This is a genomic window from Streptomyces avidinii (assembly GCF_014650695.1).
GTDB classification, from domain to species: domain Bacteria; phylum Actinomycetota; class Actinomycetes; order Streptomycetales; family Streptomycetaceae; genus Streptomyces; species Streptomyces avidinii.
On the sequence record NZ_BMVL01000006.1, the window covers coordinates 250,350 to 265,766 of the forward strand.

The window sequence follows — 15,417 nt, forward strand, 5'->3', positions numbered from 1 at the left end:
CGCCTGGTCAGCCCACCTGGATTCCGATGACGCAGGTGTCGTCGTCCGTGTCGGAGCGGCTCTCGGCGAGGAGCCGGTCCAGCTGCCGGTCCAGGTCCCCCGCGCATGCGGCCGCCGTGTGCACGAGGTGGCCGAGGGAGTCCTGCACCGAGGAGTCCCGCCGCTCCACCAGCCCGTCCGTGAACATCAGTACGGTGTCCTCCGGCTCGAGGTGCACCTCCCGTTCGGCGTACGTCACCTCGGGCAGCGCGCCGAGCAGCAGGCCCTCGATCAGTGGGAAGGCCTCGGCCTCGCCGCCGCGGACGAGTACGGGCGGCAGGTGCCCGGCGCGCGCCCATCGCATCACCCGGGTGCTGGGGTCGAAGATCCCGCAGACCGCGGTGGCCGTCACGTGCTTGGCGAGGTGGTGGGTGACCGTGTTGAGCCAGGACAGCAGTTGGGCGGGGCCCGCTCCGGTCACGGCGAGGCCGCGCAGGGCGTTGCGGAGGACGACCATGCCGGTGGCGGCCTCGATGCCGTGGCCGGCGACATCGCCCACGGACAGCATGATCAGACCGGAGGGCAGGACCACGGTGTCGTACCAGTCGCCGCCGACGAGCGACTCGGTCTCCGCGGGCCGGTAGCGGACGGCGACGCGCAGGCCGGGGGCCGTGATGGCCGGCGGGGTCGGGGGCATGATGGCGTGCTGGAGTTGCAGGGCGAGGCGGTTGCGTTCGGCGGACTCGGCCTCGCTGTGGGCCAGTTGGTCGCGGGTCGCGGCCAGGGCGACCTCGGTCCAGTGCTGCGCGGAGATGTCCTGGTAGGCGCCGCGGACGGCGTGCAGTCGCTGGTCGGCGTCGAGGACGGGCTCGGCGACGACGCGGATGTGCCGGGTGATCCCGTCGGACCTGCGCAGGCGCAGGTTGACGGAGGCCGGACGGCGGTAGCGCAGCACGGCGCGCAGGAAGCGGCCGAGGGCGGCGGAGTCGTCGGGGTGGGCGTAGCCGGGGAGTTCCCGCAGCCGTACGGGCTGAGCCGTGGTCGGCAGGCCGTGGAGCGCGTACAGCTGCGCGTTCCAGGTGGTCTCCCCGGTGACGAGGTTCTCCTCGAAGCCGCCGATCCGGCCCAGGCGCTGGGCGTGCTGGAGGAGATCGGCGAGGCGCGCCGTCTCGTCCTCGACGCGCCAGATCAGCAGGACGGCCGCGCCGTGCCGGCTGACGCTGATGTCCGCGACCGAGGTGAGGGGGATCTGGTCGACGAGCGCGGTCAGGCTCATGCGGCGGGCGCGGAAGGGCTCGCCCGTCGCGTGGACCCGCTCGACGATGTCGAACAGTCCTCGCTCGCCGGCGGCCATCGGGTAGGCCTCCAGCAGCAGCGCGCCGTTGACGTCGCTGCGCTGGCGCCCGGCGGGATCGACGAACCTGCTGCTGGCGTGGCGGATGCGGAAGTCGGTCAGCCGGCCCTCGGGATCGAGGACCGGGGTGAGGACCACGGCGGGGTCGTGCAGGCCCTCGGCGAGGTCGACGAGCTCCGCGACGTCCGGGAGCACGGCTTCGAGGGAGCCGGGGTCGCCCGGGGCTGCGGCGTCCATGGTGCGGGCGCACAGTTCGGCGAGGGCCTCCACCTGGCGCTCGATCTGCGGGGGTTGCGGGGCAAGGGGCTGGGGCCAGCAGATCTCCAGGACTCCGTGGATGCGTCCGCCGGTCCCGGCGGGTACGGCCATCCGTCCGCCGTCGGGCCACTGGAGGTGGCCGATCGAGGGAAGCCCGACGCGGTTCAGCCGGGCGAGCGCGACCAGGCGGCGCTCCCGCAGGGCGCGGCGGGCGACGGTGGAGACGCCGGGGGGTACGTGCCGCCAGCGCGCGGCTTCGCCGGGCCCGAACCCGGCGTGTCCGGCCAGGGCCAGCGAGCCGTCGGGGGACGCGCTCCACACGGCAACGGCGACCGCCCCCAGGGGGCCCAGGGCGTTCGTCAGGAGGGACTCGGCCACCGCCTGGGTGTCGTCGGCGGCGGCCAGCACCCCGCTCTCGGCGGTGCGCAGTCGTACCGCGAGTGTGGTGGACCGCTCGGCCGGTTCGGCGGGTTCGGCCGGTGCCGGTGCGGCGGTGCGCTCGACGAACTCTGCGGCGACCTCGCTGACGTGGTCGCGCGAGGCCTGGTTGACGATGTCGGCGGCAAGTTCGAGCGGGGCGAGCCCGGTTTCGCGCGACAACTCGTCGAGCTGGCGGGCCGCCGCCGCGGGGGTGCAGTTCAGCTGTCCGATCAGGATGCCCTTGGCCAGTTCGACCAGGGCCCTGCCGTCCGCGGCGGCGTGTGCCTCCCGCACCTCGCGGCGCAGGCGTTCGACAGTGGCGACCAGGCGCCCCAGGGGTGTGGGGGCCTGGTTCGGGATGGCGTTGCGGGGCTCCGCGGCCACCGCTCCCGGCAGCCGCGCATCGTCGTGCTGCTGTGCGTCGGGGGTACTCACCGTGCTGCCGGCTCCTTGTCGGGGCGGTCTCGGCCCTGCGGGACGGGCCGTCGGGGGCACGCCCTGGTCGGACGGAACGGATGGGACGGACGGTACGGACGGCGGATACGGGGCGGCGGTCATCCGGTGAGCCAGTGCCGGACGCGGGCGATGAGGTCGTCGGCGTCGACGGGCTTGGTGACGTAGTCGCTGGCTCCTGCGGCGAGGCTCTTCTCCCGGTCCCCCGGCATGGCCTTCGCGGTGACCGCGATGATGGGCAGCCCCGAGTAGGCCGGCATCCGCCGGATCTCGGCGGTCGCCGCATAGCCGTCCAGTTCCGGCATCATCACGTCCATCAGGATCAGGTCGACGCCGTCGTTGCGGGTGAGGGTCTCGATGCCCTTGCGGCCGTCCTCGGCGTGCAGGACACGGACCCCGTGCAGTTCCAGCACGCCGCTGAGGGCGTACAGGTTGCGCGCGTCGTCGTCGACGACCAGCACGGTGCGTCCGGCCAGGTCGTCGTCGAGCACCGGGGCGGTCTGCCGGCGCTCACTCTCCTCGTGGACGAGGGGCAGTACGTCCCCCGGCCGGTCGGCGGACAGGTGCAGCACGATGCGTTCGCGGAGCTCGTCCAGGCTCGACAGCAGTTCCAGCCGGCGCGACGCGGCCCGTTCCCGCAGCGCCCGCTCCTGCCCGTTCTTCAGGCGGGGGTTGTTGTGCGCGAGGACCGGGAGGGAGGCGAGCGCCGGATCCCCGTCGAGCGCGTCGAGGAAGCGCAGGGCCTCGCCGTCGGGCATGTCGAGTTCGAGGACGACGCAGTGGAAGGAGTCCGACGCCAGGGCGGCGGCGGCTTCCCGCGAGCTCGTGGCGTTGACCACCTGGATGCCCTCGCGGTGGTCCCCGGGCGGCTGGTGGCCGGGGGCGAAGTCCCGGTCGGCGCTCTCGGCGACGAGGGAGAGCAGCCCGTTGGGGCGTTCCTCGATCACCAGGAGGCGGCGGGCCTGCCGCTGCGGCGGAACGAGGACGGCCGGGCCCTGGCCGCCCGCCGGTGCGGGAGCGCGGCCCGCGGCGGCGTGCCGGGTCGCCGCGGGGGCGTCGGCGAGGGGTTCCTCCTCGTAGTCCGCCCGGCTGACCGGCAGGTAGAGGGTGAAGGTGCTGCCCTGGCCCGGAGTGCTCTCCGCGGTGACGGCGCCGCCGAGGAGCTGGGCGATCTCCCGGCTGATGGAGAGTCCGAGCCCGGTGCCGCCGTACTTGCGGCTGGTGGTCCCGTCGGCCTGCTGGAAGGCGCCGAAGACGGACTCCAGCTGCTGCTCGGGGATGCCGATGCCGGTGTCCCGTACCCGGAAGGCCAGCATGGGCGCGCGGCCGGGGAGTCCGGCGGGCACCTCGGGGGCCGTGGCGGGTTCGACCCGCAGCTCCACGCCGCCGCGCTCGGTGAACTTGACCGCGTTGGACAGCAGGTTGCGCAGGATCTGGCGCAGCCGCGCGTCGTCGGTGAGCAGGTCGGCCGGGGCGTCCGGGGCGGTGGTGACGGTGAAGTCGAGGCTCTTCTGGGTGGTCAGCGGGCGGAAGGTGGCGTCGACGTACTCCAGGAGCTGCGGCAGGTGCACCCGCTCGGGGTTGACGTCCATCTTGCCCGCCTCGACCTTCGAGAGGTCGAGGATGTCGTTGATCAGCTGCAGCAGGTCCGAGCCCGCCGAGTGGATGATGCCCGCGTACTCGACCTGCTTCGGGGAGAGGTTGCGGGTCGGGTTCTGGGCCAGCAGCTGGGCGAGGATGAGCAGGCTGTTGAGCGGGGTCCGCAGCTCGTGGCTCATGTTGGCCAGGAACTCGGACTTGTAGGTGGAGGCCCGCGACAACTGCTGGGCGCGGTCCTCCAGTTCCTGCCGGGCCTGTTCGATCTCCAGGTTCTTGGCCTCGATGTCGCTGTTCTGGCTGGCGAGGAGGGCCGCCTTCTCCTCCAGTTCAGCATTGGAGCGCTGCAGTTCCACCTGCTGGACCTGGAGTTCCTCCGAGCGGGCCTGGAGTTCCCCGGTCAGCCTCTGGGACTCCTCCAGGAGTTCGTCGGTGCGGGCGTTGGCGACGATGGTGTTGACGTTGACGCCGATGGTCTCCATCAACTGGCCGAGGAAGTCCCGGTGCACGGGGGTGAAGGCGGAGAAGGAGGCGAGCTCGATCACGCCGAGGACCTGGTCCTCCACCACGATCGGCAGGATGATCAGGCTGCCCGGGGTGGTGTGGCCCAGGCCCGAGGAGATCACGTAGTCGCCGGGGACCCGGTCGGTGGCGATGATCCGGTGGCTGCGCGCGGCCTGCCCGACCAGGGACTCGCCGAGGGCGAAGCCGACGCCCAGGGCGGTGCCCGCGGGGCGGCCGTAGGAGCCGACCAGGGTGAGGACGGTGCCCTGGGGGCCGTCCTCGGCGAGGTAGAAGGCGCCGTACTGGGCCGCGACCAGCGGGGTCAGTTCGTCCATGACGAGCTCGGCGACGACCGCGAGATCCCGGTGGCCCTGCATCAGGCCCGAGATGCGCGCCAGGTTTGACTTGAGCCAGTCCTGCTCCTGGTTGGCCCGGGTGCTCTCGCGCAGCGAGCCGACCATGGAGTTGATGTTGTCCTTGAGTTCGGCGACCTCGCCCGAGGCGTCGACGGTGATCGAACGGGTCAGGTCGCCCTCGGCGACCGCGCTGGCGACCTCGGCGATGGCCCGTACCTGACGGGTCAGGTTGCCGGCCAGCTCGTTGACGTTCTCGGTCAGGCGCTTCCACGTGCCGGAGACGCCCTCGACCTCGGCCTGGCCGCCGAGCCGGCCCTCGCTGCCGACCTCGCGGGCGACCCGGGTGACTTCGGCGGCGAAGGCGGAGAGCTGGTCGACCATCGTGTTGATGGTGGTCTTGAGTTCCAGGATCTCCCCGCGGGCGTCCACGTCGATCTTCTTGGACAGGTCGCCGTTGGCGACGGCCGTCGTGACGAGGGCGATGTTGCGGACCTGGCCGGTGAGATTGTTCGCCATGGAGTTGACGTTGTCGGTGAGGTCCTTCCAGGTTCCCGCGACGTTGGGTACCTGGGCCTGGCCGCCGAGCCGGCCCTCGGTGCCGACCTCCCGGGCCACCCGCGTCACCTCGTCGGCGAACGCGGACAGCGTGTCGACCATCGTGTTGATCACGCCGGCCAGCGCGGCGACCTCGCCCTTCGCCTCCACCATGATCTTCTGCGAGAGGTCGCCCCGGGCGACGGCGGTGGCGACCTGGGCGATGGAGCGCACCTGGCCGGTCAGGTTGGAGGCCATGACGTTGACGTTGTCGGTGAGGTCCTTCCAGGTGCCGGAGACCCCTCGGACGGTGGCCTGGCCGCCCAGGTTGCCCTCGGTGCCGACCTCGCGGGCCACCCGCGTCACCTCGTCGGCGAAGGCGGAGAGCTGGTCGACCATCGTGTTGATGGTCTCCTTCAGCTCCAGGATCTCCCCGCGGGCGTCCACCCGGATCTTCTGCGTCAGATCGCCCTGGGCCACCGCGGTGGTGACCTCCGCGATCGACCGCACCTGGGCGGTCAGGTTGTCGGCCATGACGTTGACCGACTCCGTCAGGTCCTTCCAGGTGCCGGAGACGCCCTTGACGTCCGCCTGGCCGCCGAGCCGGCCCTCGGTGCCGACCTCCCGGGCCACCCGCGTCACCTCCCCGGCGAAGGCGGAGAGCTGGTCGACCATCGTGTTGATGGTCTCCTTCAGCTCCAGGATCTCTCCGCGCGCGGTCACGTTGATCTTCTGCGAGAGATCGCCCTTGGCCACGGCCGTCGCGACCTGGGCGATGGAACGCACCTGGGCCGTGAGGTTTCCGGCCATGAAATTGACCGAATCCGTGAGGTCCAGCCAGGCGCCGCCGACTCCCGGTACGTCCGCCTGCCCGCCGAGCGTTCCCTCGGTGCCCACCTCGCGGGCCACCCGCGTCACCTCGGACGTGAACAGCGACAGCTGGTCGGCCATCCCGTTGAAGACCGTGGCGATCTCGCCGAGCAGGCCGTCCGCCGTGTCGGGCAGCCGGGTGCGGAAGTCCCCGTCCCGCACGGCCGTCAGGCCGGCCAGGAGCTGGCGCAGTTCCGATTCGCCGATCCTGTCCTCGCCGGGAAGCGCGGGTGTGCTGCCCAGTGCCTCGGAACCCGACCGCTCAGCCATCTGCCAACCTCACTCTAGACAACGACCGTGCCGGCGCACGGGACAGGACACGGCAGGGGGACGCACCGGATCCCCCGGACCGGCCGGGGGATCCGTCTTTCGCCGTACAACCAGTGGAGAAGGCTATCGCCGACCCGGGCAGGTCCGATCACCTGATCCCCGGTCAATCGGAAGCCGTGCGTACGCACACCGTCGCGGAACCGGCGGATGCACGGGCGGGCAGCGGGTAGGCGAACCGTGACGAACACCACGAACACCACGAACGACACGGACGGCAGAGCCGAAGTGGGGTGAGGACATTGGCGGTCAAGGCCGTGGGCTGGGCCCGCACGTTTCCGATATCGAGAGGGGTCCGGGCGGCGCGGCAGTGGACCGCCGGGCACCTCGCCTCGCTGCCTTGGGGCGGCGCGGCCCCGGACACGGTGCATTCCGTACTCCTCAGCGTCTCCGAACTCGTCACGAATGCCCATCTGCACGCGGTCGGCCCCGCCCACCTCGTGCTGACGTGGGACGGCAGTTGCCTCCACGTGAGCGTCGCCGACTCCGACCCGCATCTGCCCAGTCCGCGCACGGCAGATGCCGATGGCGACACGGGCGCCACCTCCGGCCGGGGGCTGGGCATCGTCAGCGTCCTCGCCGACTCGTGGGACGTCCACGCGTGCCACGGCGGCAAGGCGATCACGGCCTGCTTCCGGCCACCGGGGGCGTCCGACCCCCACACCGGCCCTCGGCGGGGCCCGCCGACGACCGGTCCGGGTGGTGCCCGGCGGTCATGAGCCGCCGACGGCGTCCTCGACGCTCGGGTGCAGGGAGAGGACCGTATCGGCGCCCGTCAGGGCGAAGAGCCGGCGGAGTTGCTCGCCGGGGGCCGCGATCCTCAGGGTGGTGAGGTGGTGCAGCCGCAGCAGCAGGTTCAGGAACGACGAGTCGCCGAAGGTGATGGGGCCGGCGTCCAGCACGACCAGCCGGTGCCGGTCCGCGGCGGAGGTCAGCGCCGTCTCCAACGGCTCCAGCGTGTCCTGGTCCAGCTCCCCGTGCGCGGTCACCACCCACCCGGCCCCCGCGGGGTAGCCGTCCCCGACGACGCCTTCGTGGTGGTACGCGTCCCCTGCTCCGGTCGTCATGTCCGCCTCCCCGGATCGTCACCTGTACGGCCTCCGGAAGGGAGTATGCCTGTTCGTCAGCCGGGCGCGGACGCCGCGGCCTTGGCATGCACTCCGGGAGCCCGGCACCGCCTCCCGGAGGGCCCGGACAAGAAAGTTCCCACGCAGGGCGAGTAGGAACGCGAAGTCGGGGCACAAGCGTCCGAGCAGCCGTCAGTCAATCGGGAGGGAACGGCCACATGTCTCGTTCGGCCACCGCCGTCAGCCTCATTCGTGCAACCGACGCGCAGGTCACACCCACTGCGCCCGCCGCCGTGGGAGCACTGCCGCTGGACGGGCCACTGCCCGAGGTGCAGAACGCGCGGGAGATGGCACCCGCCGACGCGCGTGAGCTCTCGAAGCACTTCTTCGAGCGGCTCCGCGTCCTGGAAGAGGGCACGCGCGAGTACCAGTACGCCCGCAACACCCTGATCGAAATGAACCTCTCCCTCGTGCAGTTCGCCGCGCGGCGCTTCCGCGCCCGCGTGCTCGGCGGGGGCCTGGACATGGACGACGTGATCCAGGTGGGGACCATCGGTCTCATCAAGGCCATCGACCGCTACGACACCGAGCGCGGGGTCGAGTTCTCCACCCTCGCCCTCCCTTACATCATCGGTGAGATAAAGCGCTATTTCCGTGACACGACCTGGGCCGTGCACGTGCCGCGCCGGCTCCAGGAGCTGCGTACGGAGCTGGCCAAGGCCCAGGAGTCGCTGACCGACGTCCTGGGCCGGGCCCCGACGGTCAAGGAGGTCGCCGAGCACCTCGAGCTGACCGAGGAGCAGGTCATCGACGGGCTCGTCGCCGCCAACGGGTACACGAGCGGCTCCTTGGACACCGGCGCCGACAGCGACGAGCCGTCGACGACGAACCGGACGATGCGCCCGCTGGCGGACCGGCTCGGCGACGTCGACCCCGCCATGGAACTCTTCGAGGATTTCCACACCCTCGCCCCCCTGCTGGAGCAGCTGGACGAACGCGACCGGCTGATCCTGCGGATGCGCTTCGGCGATGAGAAGACCCAGGCGGAGATCGGTACCGAGCTGGGCATCTCGCAGATGCAGGTCTCGCGTCTGCTGTCGCGGACCCTGGCCCGGCTGCGCGCCGGAATGCTCACGGTGTAGGCAGCGCCATGCCCTCACCGCCCTCACCGCACCGGGACGACGGATCCGTCCCGCCCGCCGGCGTGCAGCAGCCCTACGACGCCGATGCGGCGTGGGCGGACGCCGTCGTACGGTGCACGGCCGACGGCACGGGCGGGCGTACGGGCACGGCGCCGTCGCTGACCGCCCGGCCGCTGCGCGACCGTCCCGGTGCCCGGCTCAGCGGCAGTTGCGACCTCGACACCCGGCCGATCCTGAGCGCGGCGCTCGGCGTCGTCACCCGGATCCCCGGCCCGGTCGTCCACCTCGACCTCTCCGCCGTGGGCTTCCTCGACGCGGCCGCCGTCGCGGCGCTGGTGCAGGCGAACGCCACGGTTGCCGGTCAGGGGCGTCGCCTGCTGCTCCACCACCCGCCATACTCGCTCCGCAAGGTAGTGGAGATGTTCCCGGACGAATGTGCCGCGCTGGAGGTCGCAGCATGATCAACCATCCTGCGGCCGACGCCCCCGGGGCCTTCGTCCACCCTGCCCTCTTCTACCGGGGCCCGGCCGATTACCTGGCGGGCGTCGGAGGGTTCGTACGGGCCGCCCTGACGGCCGACGAGCCGGTACTCGTGGCCGTGCCCGGTCCGCGACTGGAGGCGCTGCGCGAGAGCCTCGGCGGCGACGCGGCCAAGGTCACCTGGACGGACATGACGCAGTCGGGCCGCAATCCGGGCCGCATCCTGGCGACCCTGCAGGAGTTCGCCGACCGGCACGAGGACCGGCCCGCCCGGATCGTCGGCGAGCCGATCTGGCCCGGCCGGTCGCAGGCCGAGGTCCTGGAGGCCACGCGGCACGAGGCCCTCATCAACACCGCCTTCGCGGGGCGGCCGGCGAGCGTCCTGTGCCCGTACGACGTCCTCGGCGTGCCCGCCGCGGTGGTGAACGACGCCCGGCGCACCCATCCGGTGGTGATGGAGGAGGGCAGGGTCCGGGTCAGCCCGGACCACGTCGACGCGGCCGTGGTCGGCGCCGACTGCGACCGTCCCCTGCCCGAGCCCCACGGCGGTGCGCCCTCGTTCGCGTACGCCCACGGGGAGCTGGGTGAGGTGCGCGCGTACGCCGAGGCCTGGGCCCGCGGCACCGCCCTGAGCGCGGCGCGGCGCGGCGACCTCGTCCTCGCGGTCAGCGAGGCCGCCGCCAACTCCCTCGCCCACGGGGGCGGGCGCGGCTCACTGCGGCTGTGGAGCACGGTCGACTCGGGCCCGGGCAGGGGTGCAGGGGTCGTGGCGGAGATCCGCGACGCGGGCCGGCTGACGGACCCGCTGGCGGGACGCCGCCGTCCCGCCCTGGCCTCCGTCAACGGCGGCCGCGGCCTGTGGATGATCCACCAGCTGTGCGACCTGGTCGAGATCCGCGCCTCGGACAGCGGCCTCACCCTGAGACTGCACATGGCCACGTCCTGAGGGACCGGCGGTCCCCTAGACTGTCACGGACACGCTCGGTGTCCTCGGCCCCACGGGGCCCGGACCGGTCCCGCGAACGCGGCCGGCGTCAACGGTGGGGGTGAGAGACCACAGTGGAAACGATCGGGCCGGAAACCGGCGATCGGCGGCCTGCAGGGCCTTCCATAGCACGGCAGCGCCGCCGCCTGGCCCTTTCGGGCGTACGCGGCCACGTGGCCAAGGGCCGTGACTTCACGCGCCAGGCACTGGTGGACTGGGGCTGGGACGGGACCGAGACGTCCGAGGACGTCCTGCTCCTCGTGTCCGAGCTGCTCACCAACGCGGCACTGCACGCGGGTGGTTGCGTCGAGCTCGTGGTCTCGGCCGGCGAGGACCTGCGGATCGAGGTCTTCGACGGCACGACGACCCTGCCGCGCCGCCACCCGTCGCCGCAGCGGGGCCTCCCCGGCGGCCACGGCCTCTACATCGTGGAGCGTCTCTCCGATCGCTGGGGCACCCGCACCCACGAGAACGGCAAGGCCGTCTGGGCCGAGATCGACGCGTCCCGGCTGACCTCGGGCAGGCCCACGAGCCGGTGACCCGGCCGCTCCGTCCCCCGTACGCGCCCGTGGCCGCGTACGGGAGCTTCATCCCGCGGTACGGGGGCAGGCGCGCGGTATGACATCTCATGCGCTCACCTCCCTGGCCCTGACCCCGGCCCCCGGCCCCGCCTGGCTCCACCTGATCGTGATCGCGTTCGCCCTGCTCGTCCTCGTCAGCAGCCTGGCCCGGCACCGGTAGGCATCCGCACACCGGGGCACAAGCGCAGGAGTCCGTGGACTCGGCAGGCCCGGGAAGGGAGCAACACCATGACAGCTGTGGCACGTCCGAGGATTCTCGTGGTGGGTGCGGGATTCGCCGGTGTGGAGTGCGTACGCCGCCTGGAGCGGCGGCTCTCCCCCACCGAGGCGGAGATCACCCTCGTCACCCCGTCCTCCTTCCAGCTCTACCTGCCGCTGCTTCCGCAGGTGGCCGCAGGGGTGCTGACTCCGCAGTCCATCGCCGTGTCACTGCGCCGCAGCCGCCGGCACCGGACCCACATCGTGCCCGGCGGCGTCGTCGGCGTGGACACCCGGGCGAAGGTGTGCGTCGTACGGAAGATCTCGGGCGAGCTGACCCCCCGGGCCTACGACCATCTGGTGCTGGCCCCGGGCAGCGTCACCCGTTCCTTCGACATCCCGGGTCTTGCCGAGCACGCCCGCGGCATGAAGACCCTCGCCGAGGCCGCGCACCTGCGCGATCACGTCATCGCGCAGCTCGATCTCGCGGACGCCTGCGAGGACGAGGCGGAGCGGGCGGCGCGGCTCTGCTTCGTCGTCGTGGGCGGCGGCTACGCCGGCACCGAGACGGCGGCCTGCCTTCAACGGCTCACCCACCACGCGGTGCGGCGCTACCCGCGGCTGGACCCGCGGCAGATCCGCTGGCACCTCGTGGACATCGCCCCCACCTTGATGCCCGAACTCGGCGAGGCGCTGGGCAGGTCCGCCCTGGAGGTGCTGGGGCGGCGGGGCATCGAGGTCTCGCTCGGCGTGTCCGTCGCGAAGGCCGGGCCGGACGAGGTCACCCTCACCGACGGCCGCGTCCTGCGCAGCCGCACCCTGATCTGGACCGCCGGAGTGGCCGCCAGTCCGCTCATCGCCACGCTGGAGGCCGACACCGATCGCGGGCGGCTCGTGGTCGCCCCCGACCTGACGGTGCCGGGCCTCCCGGGAGTCCTCGCGCTCGGCGACGCGGCCGCGGTGCCCGACCTCGCCGCGGGTGCGGACGGGGCGGTCTGCCCGCCCACCGCCCAGCATGCGCAGCGGCAGGGGCGCACGGCCGCCGACAACCTCATCGCGACCCTGCGGCACCAGGCGCTTCGGCCCTATCGACACAAGGATCTCGGGCTCGTGGTGGACCTGGGCGGACGCGACGGCGTCTCCAGGCCGCTCGGCATCGAGCTGCGCGGCCTGCCCGCGCAGGCGGTGGCCCGGGGATACCACTGGGCGGCGCTGCGCACCAATGTGGCGAGGACGAGGGTGGCGACGAACTGGCTGCTCAACGCGGTCGCGGGCGACGACTTCGTGCGGACGGGCTTCCAGGCGTGGCGACCGCCGACGCTGCGGGAGTTCGAGCACACGGACGCGTACCTGACGCCCGAACAGGTCCGGGCGCACACGGCCCCGCTGCGCACGGGCCTCACCTAGGAACCGGGTGCTGGAGCGGCGTCCACGGGGTATCCGCGGAGCATGGAAACCTCTTCGGATCGGCCGGGCGCCGCACGGCGCCCGTGGTGGGCGAGGATCGCCGTGGGCGTGGTGGTGGTCGTGGTGCTCATCGTGCTCGTCGGGCGCTTCAGCCCGATTCCGGGACTCGGCGCACTGTTCGGCGGGAAGACGCATGACCGCTCGGGTCCGGCGCTGCTCAAGTCGTTGCAGGACATGCACCGTTACGAAGCCGCCGTCGGCAACTTCCAGGTCGTCGTGGACCTGGAGAAGGATGCGGCGTTCCTGCCGGACGCGATCCGCGGAACCCGCACGTTGTACGTGGGTGCCGGCTCGGTCAGCGGCTACGTGGACCTGGGCGGGCTGGGCGAGCGGAGCGTCATGGTGAACGGGGACCGCACACAGGCCACGATCCGGCTGCCGCGCCCGGTGCTGGGAGCAGCCGCGCTGGACCCGAACCGTTCGTACGCGGTGTCGAAGCAGCGCGGCCTGCTGGACCGGCTCGGTGATCTCTTCTCCGACAACCCGGCCGGTGAGCAGGCCGTCCAGAAGCTCGCCGCGCAGCACATCGACGAGGCGGCCCGCGACAGCGGCCTCGCGGAGCGCGCCGAGAAGAACACGACGGCGATGCTGGAGGGGCTGCTGCACTCCCTCGGCTTCCGCACGGTGAACGTCAGCTACGGGTGAGGGCCGCGGTCCGGGACGGCCCGGAAGCCGCCGGCCGCCGGGCCCGGCAGGGAGCGACCGAAAAATTTCATCGCTTCTGTTTGAGCCCTCGATTGGGGGTCATACGCGTGGTGTCGGCGAGTCGCCGTTTCGAGCGGGGCGGCGACTCGCCGAGATCCGTGGCCGCACGCCGGTGTTCCGTCCCCCCGGACACCGCGTGCGGCCGCGGTCCTGTGCGGTTTCCCGCGTCCCCACGTTTCTAAGGAAAACAGCTGGTCAGGCAGGGTGTCCGGGGTCGATCTCCTGGACGTCCGTGTACCTCATCGAGGCCGGCTCGCCGCGGGCCGGTGCGCAGACCTCGGTCGGCGCCAGGAGGAAGCCCTCGTGGTCGCCGCCGTCGAGGCGCGTCTCGATCCGGCCGACGAACCATGCGCGGGCCCCGGTCAGCACGGGGCTGCCGTCGGCGCCGGGCCGCCAGTCCACCCGGGCGAACTTGTCCACCTCGTCGCCCGTCTCGCCGCCGAACAGCTCGGCCAGCGGCTGCCGGCCGCGATCGAGGACGTGCACCGCCAGGTGTGTGGCTCCGCGAGCCACCCGGTACGTGTGGTTCTCCCTGGACAACCACACCACGAAGCGCGGCGGCCGGATCGAGCACTGCGAGGCGAAGCCCACGAGACACCCCGACCGCTCGCACCCGGCCTCCACCGTCACCACGTACACGGGGCCGTTCAGGACCTCGGCGAATGCGCCGAGGTCGAGGTCCGTCGGTGTCATGACCGCTCCCGCCTGCCGCTCTCTTCGCCCCTGCCGGGCACCTGCCCCCGCAGCCGGCGCCCAACCGCGGCGCATGGGGCGCCCGGGGCCGGGTAGCCGGGCCCTGAAGGGTCCTCGCAGGACGGGGGCCGCGAACGGTACCGAAAGGATGCGCATGTCGCACGTCGAGGAGTACGTCGAGGTCAACGTTCCGGTACGCACGGCCTACAACCAGTGGACGCAGTTCGAGGAGTTCCCCGCCTTCATGGAGGGGGTCGAACGCATCGATCAGCGCACCGACACGCTCACCCACTGGGTGACCAACGTGAACGGTGTGCAGCGCGAGTTCGATGCGCAGATCACCGAGCAGCTCCCGGACCGGCGCGTCGCGTGGATGACGGTCGACGGGGAGACGCGTCAGGCCGGACTGGTCGTCTTTCAACCGATCGACGCGACCACCACCAAGGTCGTGCTGCACATGAACTGGGTGCCCGAGGGGCTGGCCGAGAGCGCCGCCGACAAGCTCGGCTTCGTCAAGCGCCAGGTCGCGGGCGACCTGAAGCGGTTCAAGATGTACATCGAGTCGCGCGGCGTCGCGACCGGTGCCTGGCGCGGCGAGGTCTGAGCCCGGTGATCGGTGGCGAGCACGCGCGCAAGGGCGTCCGGACCGCGTCCCGCGGTGGCCGGGCGCGGGAGGTCACGGCGCGCTGCGGGCTGCTGGCCCGCGGGGTGCTGTACGTCCTGGTCGGGGTGCTGGCCCTGCGCCTTGCCTTCGGTGACTCCGGAGGCAAGGAGGCCGACCGTCAGGGCGCCCTCCAGGAGCTCGCGGGCAAGCCCTTCGGCAGCGGCCTCGTGTGGGCCGTGGGCATCGGTCTCGTGGGGATGATGCTGTGGCACCTGTCGGAGGCGGTGTTCGGTGCGGCCGGACCGGACGGCGACAAGCCGCTGAAGCGGCTGGCCGCGGCCGGCCGGACCGTCTTCTACGCGGTCGTCGCCTTCTCCGTCCTGGCGTTCGCGGCGGACGGCGGCGGGCACTCCGGGGACCAGCAGTCGCGCGATGCGACGGCGCGAGCCCTGGAGCTGCCGGCCGGCCAGTGGCTGGTGGGCGCGGCCGGGCTCGGGATCGCGATCGCGGGCGTGGTCATCGGGGTGCAGGCCGCCCGGCGCACTTTCCGCAAGCATCTCGCCATGGGCGGGGTCTCGGAGTCCGTGCGCAAGGCCGTCGGTTTCCTCGGGGTGACCGGCGGTCTGGCCCGGGGCGCTCTGTTCGCGGCGGCCGGTGGCTTCGTCGTGTACGCCGCCATGCACTTCGACCCGGCACAGGCGAAGGGCATGGACGACACCCTGAGGTCGTTCACCGCTACCCCGGCGGGGCCGTGGCTGCTGGTCGCGGTCGCCGTCGGGCTGGTGCTCTTCGGGGCGTTCTCCTGGGCGATGGCTCGATGGCACGAGGTCTGAGACCCGCGGCC

The 15,417-nt window shown here is 72.4% G+C and carries 14 protein-coding genes; 10 read left to right on the forward strand and 4 right to left on the reverse strand.

Annotation, left to right across the window (positions count from 1 at the left end; translation table 11 throughout):
• Window positions 1–7: 7 nt before the first annotated feature.
• Window positions 8–2,569: a SpoIIE family protein phosphatase gene (locus tag IE257_RS17560; RefSeq protein WP_189969643.1), complete on the reverse strand. Its 2,562-nt coding sequence runs from the start codon at window positions 2,567–2,569 to the stop codon at window positions 8–10.
• Window positions 2,566–6,594, reverse strand: coding sequence for a HAMP domain-containing protein (locus IE257_RS17565; protein WP_189969645.1), 4,029 nt, complete (start codon window positions 6,592–6,594; stop codon window positions 2,566–2,568). The genes IE257_RS17560 and IE257_RS17565 overlap by 4 nt, the downstream gene beginning before the upstream one ends.
• A 299-nt stretch (window positions 6,595–6,893) precedes the next feature.
• Here IE257_RS17565 and IE257_RS17570 point away from each other — a divergent pair, with 299 nt between their 5' ends.
• Complete coding sequence (locus IE257_RS17570) at window positions 6,894–7,370, forward strand: ATP-binding protein (protein ID WP_189970152.1); 477 nt, start codon at window positions 6,894–6,896, stop codon at window positions 7,368–7,370.
• Here the strand turns inward: IE257_RS17570 and IE257_RS17575 are convergent.
• Window positions 7,365–7,718, reverse strand: coding sequence for an STAS domain-containing protein (locus IE257_RS17575; RefSeq protein ID WP_189969647.1), 354 nt, complete (start codon window positions 7,716–7,718; stop codon window positions 7,365–7,367). The two genes, IE257_RS17570 and IE257_RS17575, sit on opposite strands and share 6 nt — an antisense overlap.
• A 218-nt stretch (window positions 7,719–7,936) precedes the next feature.
• On the opposite strand from IE257_RS17575, the gene IE257_RS17580 reads away from it, so the two are divergent.
• From IE257_RS17580 to IE257_RS17605, 7 genes are all read left to right on the forward strand, one after another.
• The gene (locus tag IE257_RS17580) at window positions 7,937–8,860 is read left to right on the forward strand and encodes a SigB/SigF/SigG family RNA polymerase sigma factor (RefSeq protein WP_189969649.1); all 924 of its coding nucleotides are present in this window, start codon (window positions 7,937–7,939) and stop codon (window positions 8,858–8,860) included.
• An 8-nt stretch (window positions 8,861–8,868) separates the two neighbouring features.
• The gene (locus tag IE257_RS17585) at window positions 8,869–9,321 is read left to right on the forward strand and encodes an STAS domain-containing protein (protein WP_189969651.1); all 453 of its coding nucleotides are present in this window, start codon (window positions 8,869–8,871) and stop codon (window positions 9,319–9,321) included.
• On the forward strand, window positions 9,318–10,286 hold the full coding sequence (locus IE257_RS17590; protein ID WP_189969653.1) for an anti-sigma factor RsbA family regulatory protein: 969 nt from the start codon (window positions 9,318–9,320) through the stop codon (window positions 10,284–10,286). Before IE257_RS17585 ends, IE257_RS17590 begins: the two co-directional genes overlap by 4 nt.
• 212 nt (window positions 10,287–10,498) lie before the next feature.
• On the forward strand, window positions 10,499–10,864 hold the full coding sequence (locus tag IE257_RS17595; protein ID WP_229920451.1) for an ATP-binding protein: 366 nt from the start codon (window positions 10,499–10,501) through the stop codon (window positions 10,862–10,864).
• Between the two features lie 79 nt (window positions 10,865–10,943).
• A complete protein-coding gene (locus IE257_RS38945; RefSeq protein ID WP_257789512.1) occupies window positions 10,944–11,066 on the forward strand; it encodes a hypothetical protein in 123 nt (40 codons plus the stop codon).
• Window positions 11,067–11,143: 77 nt separating this feature from the next.
• A complete protein-coding gene (locus IE257_RS17600; protein WP_189970154.1) occupies window positions 11,144–12,511 on the forward strand; it encodes an NAD(P)/FAD-dependent oxidoreductase in 1,368 nt (455 codons plus the stop codon).
• Window positions 12,512–12,553: 42 nt separating this feature from the next.
• Window positions 12,554–13,216, forward strand: coding sequence for a DUF4230 domain-containing protein (locus IE257_RS17605; protein WP_189969657.1), 663 nt, complete (start codon window positions 12,554–12,556; stop codon window positions 13,214–13,216).
• A gap of 255 nt (window positions 13,217–13,471) precedes the next feature.
• Here IE257_RS17605 and IE257_RS17610 read toward each other — a convergent pair whose 3' ends face one another.
• Window positions 13,472–13,969 carry a flavin reductase family protein gene (locus tag IE257_RS17610; RefSeq protein WP_189969659.1) on the reverse strand — a complete coding sequence of 166 codons (498 nt, stop codon included), beginning with the start codon at window positions 13,967–13,969 and terminating at the stop codon, window positions 13,472–13,474.
• Window positions 13,970–14,123: 154 nt separating this feature from the next.
• Between IE257_RS17610 and IE257_RS17615 the strand changes: the two genes are divergently transcribed.
• Together IE257_RS17615 and IE257_RS17620 are read left to right on the forward strand one after the other, a co-directional pair.
• Window positions 14,124–14,573 carry an SRPBCC family protein gene (locus IE257_RS17615; protein WP_030386725.1) on the forward strand — a complete coding sequence of 150 codons (450 nt, stop codon included), beginning with the start codon at window positions 14,124–14,126 and terminating at the stop codon, window positions 14,571–14,573.
• 8 nt (window positions 14,574–14,581) lie between these two features.
• Window positions 14,582–15,406: a DUF1206 domain-containing protein gene (locus tag IE257_RS17620; RefSeq protein ID WP_372453080.1), complete on the forward strand. Its 825-nt coding sequence runs from the start codon at window positions 14,582–14,584 to the stop codon at window positions 15,404–15,406.
• Window positions 15,407–15,417 lie beyond the last annotated feature (11 nt).

Bases quoted from the DNA above. Each gene is read 5' to 3' on its own strand.
- IE257_RS17560 (WP_189969643.1), bottom strand. From the start codon at position 2,569: ATGACCGCCGCCCCGTATCCGCCGTCCGTACCGTCCGTCCCATCCGTT.
- IE257_RS17565 (WP_189969645.1), bottom strand. From the start codon at position 6,594: ATGGCTGAGCGGTCGGGTTCCGAGGCACTGGGCAGCACACCCGCGCTT.
- IE257_RS17575 (WP_189969647.1), bottom strand. From the start codon at position 7,718: ATGACGACCGGAGCAGGGGACGCGTACCACCACGAAGGCGTCGTCGGG.
- IE257_RS17580 (WP_189969649.1), top strand. From the start codon at position 7,937: ATGTCTCGTTCGGCCACCGCCGTCAGCCTCATTCGTGCAACCGACGCG.
- IE257_RS17585 (WP_189969651.1), top strand. From the start codon at position 8,869: ATGCCCTCACCGCCCTCACCGCACCGGGACGACGGATCCGTCCCGCCC.
- IE257_RS17590 (WP_189969653.1), top strand. From the start codon at position 9,318: ATGATCAACCATCCTGCGGCCGACGCCCCCGGGGCCTTCGTCCACCCT.
- IE257_RS38945 (WP_257789512.1), top strand. From the start codon at position 10,944: ATGACATCTCATGCGCTCACCTCCCTGGCCCTGACCCCGGCCCCCGGC.
- IE257_RS17605 (WP_189969657.1), top strand. From the start codon at position 12,554: ATGGAAACCTCTTCGGATCGGCCGGGCGCCGCACGGCGCCCGTGGTGG.
- IE257_RS17610 (WP_189969659.1), bottom strand. From the start codon at position 13,969: ATGACACCGACGGACCTCGACCTCGGCGCATTCGCCGAGGTCCTGAAC.
- IE257_RS17615 (WP_030386725.1), top strand. From the start codon at position 14,124: ATGTCGCACGTCGAGGAGTACGTCGAGGTCAACGTTCCGGTACGCACG.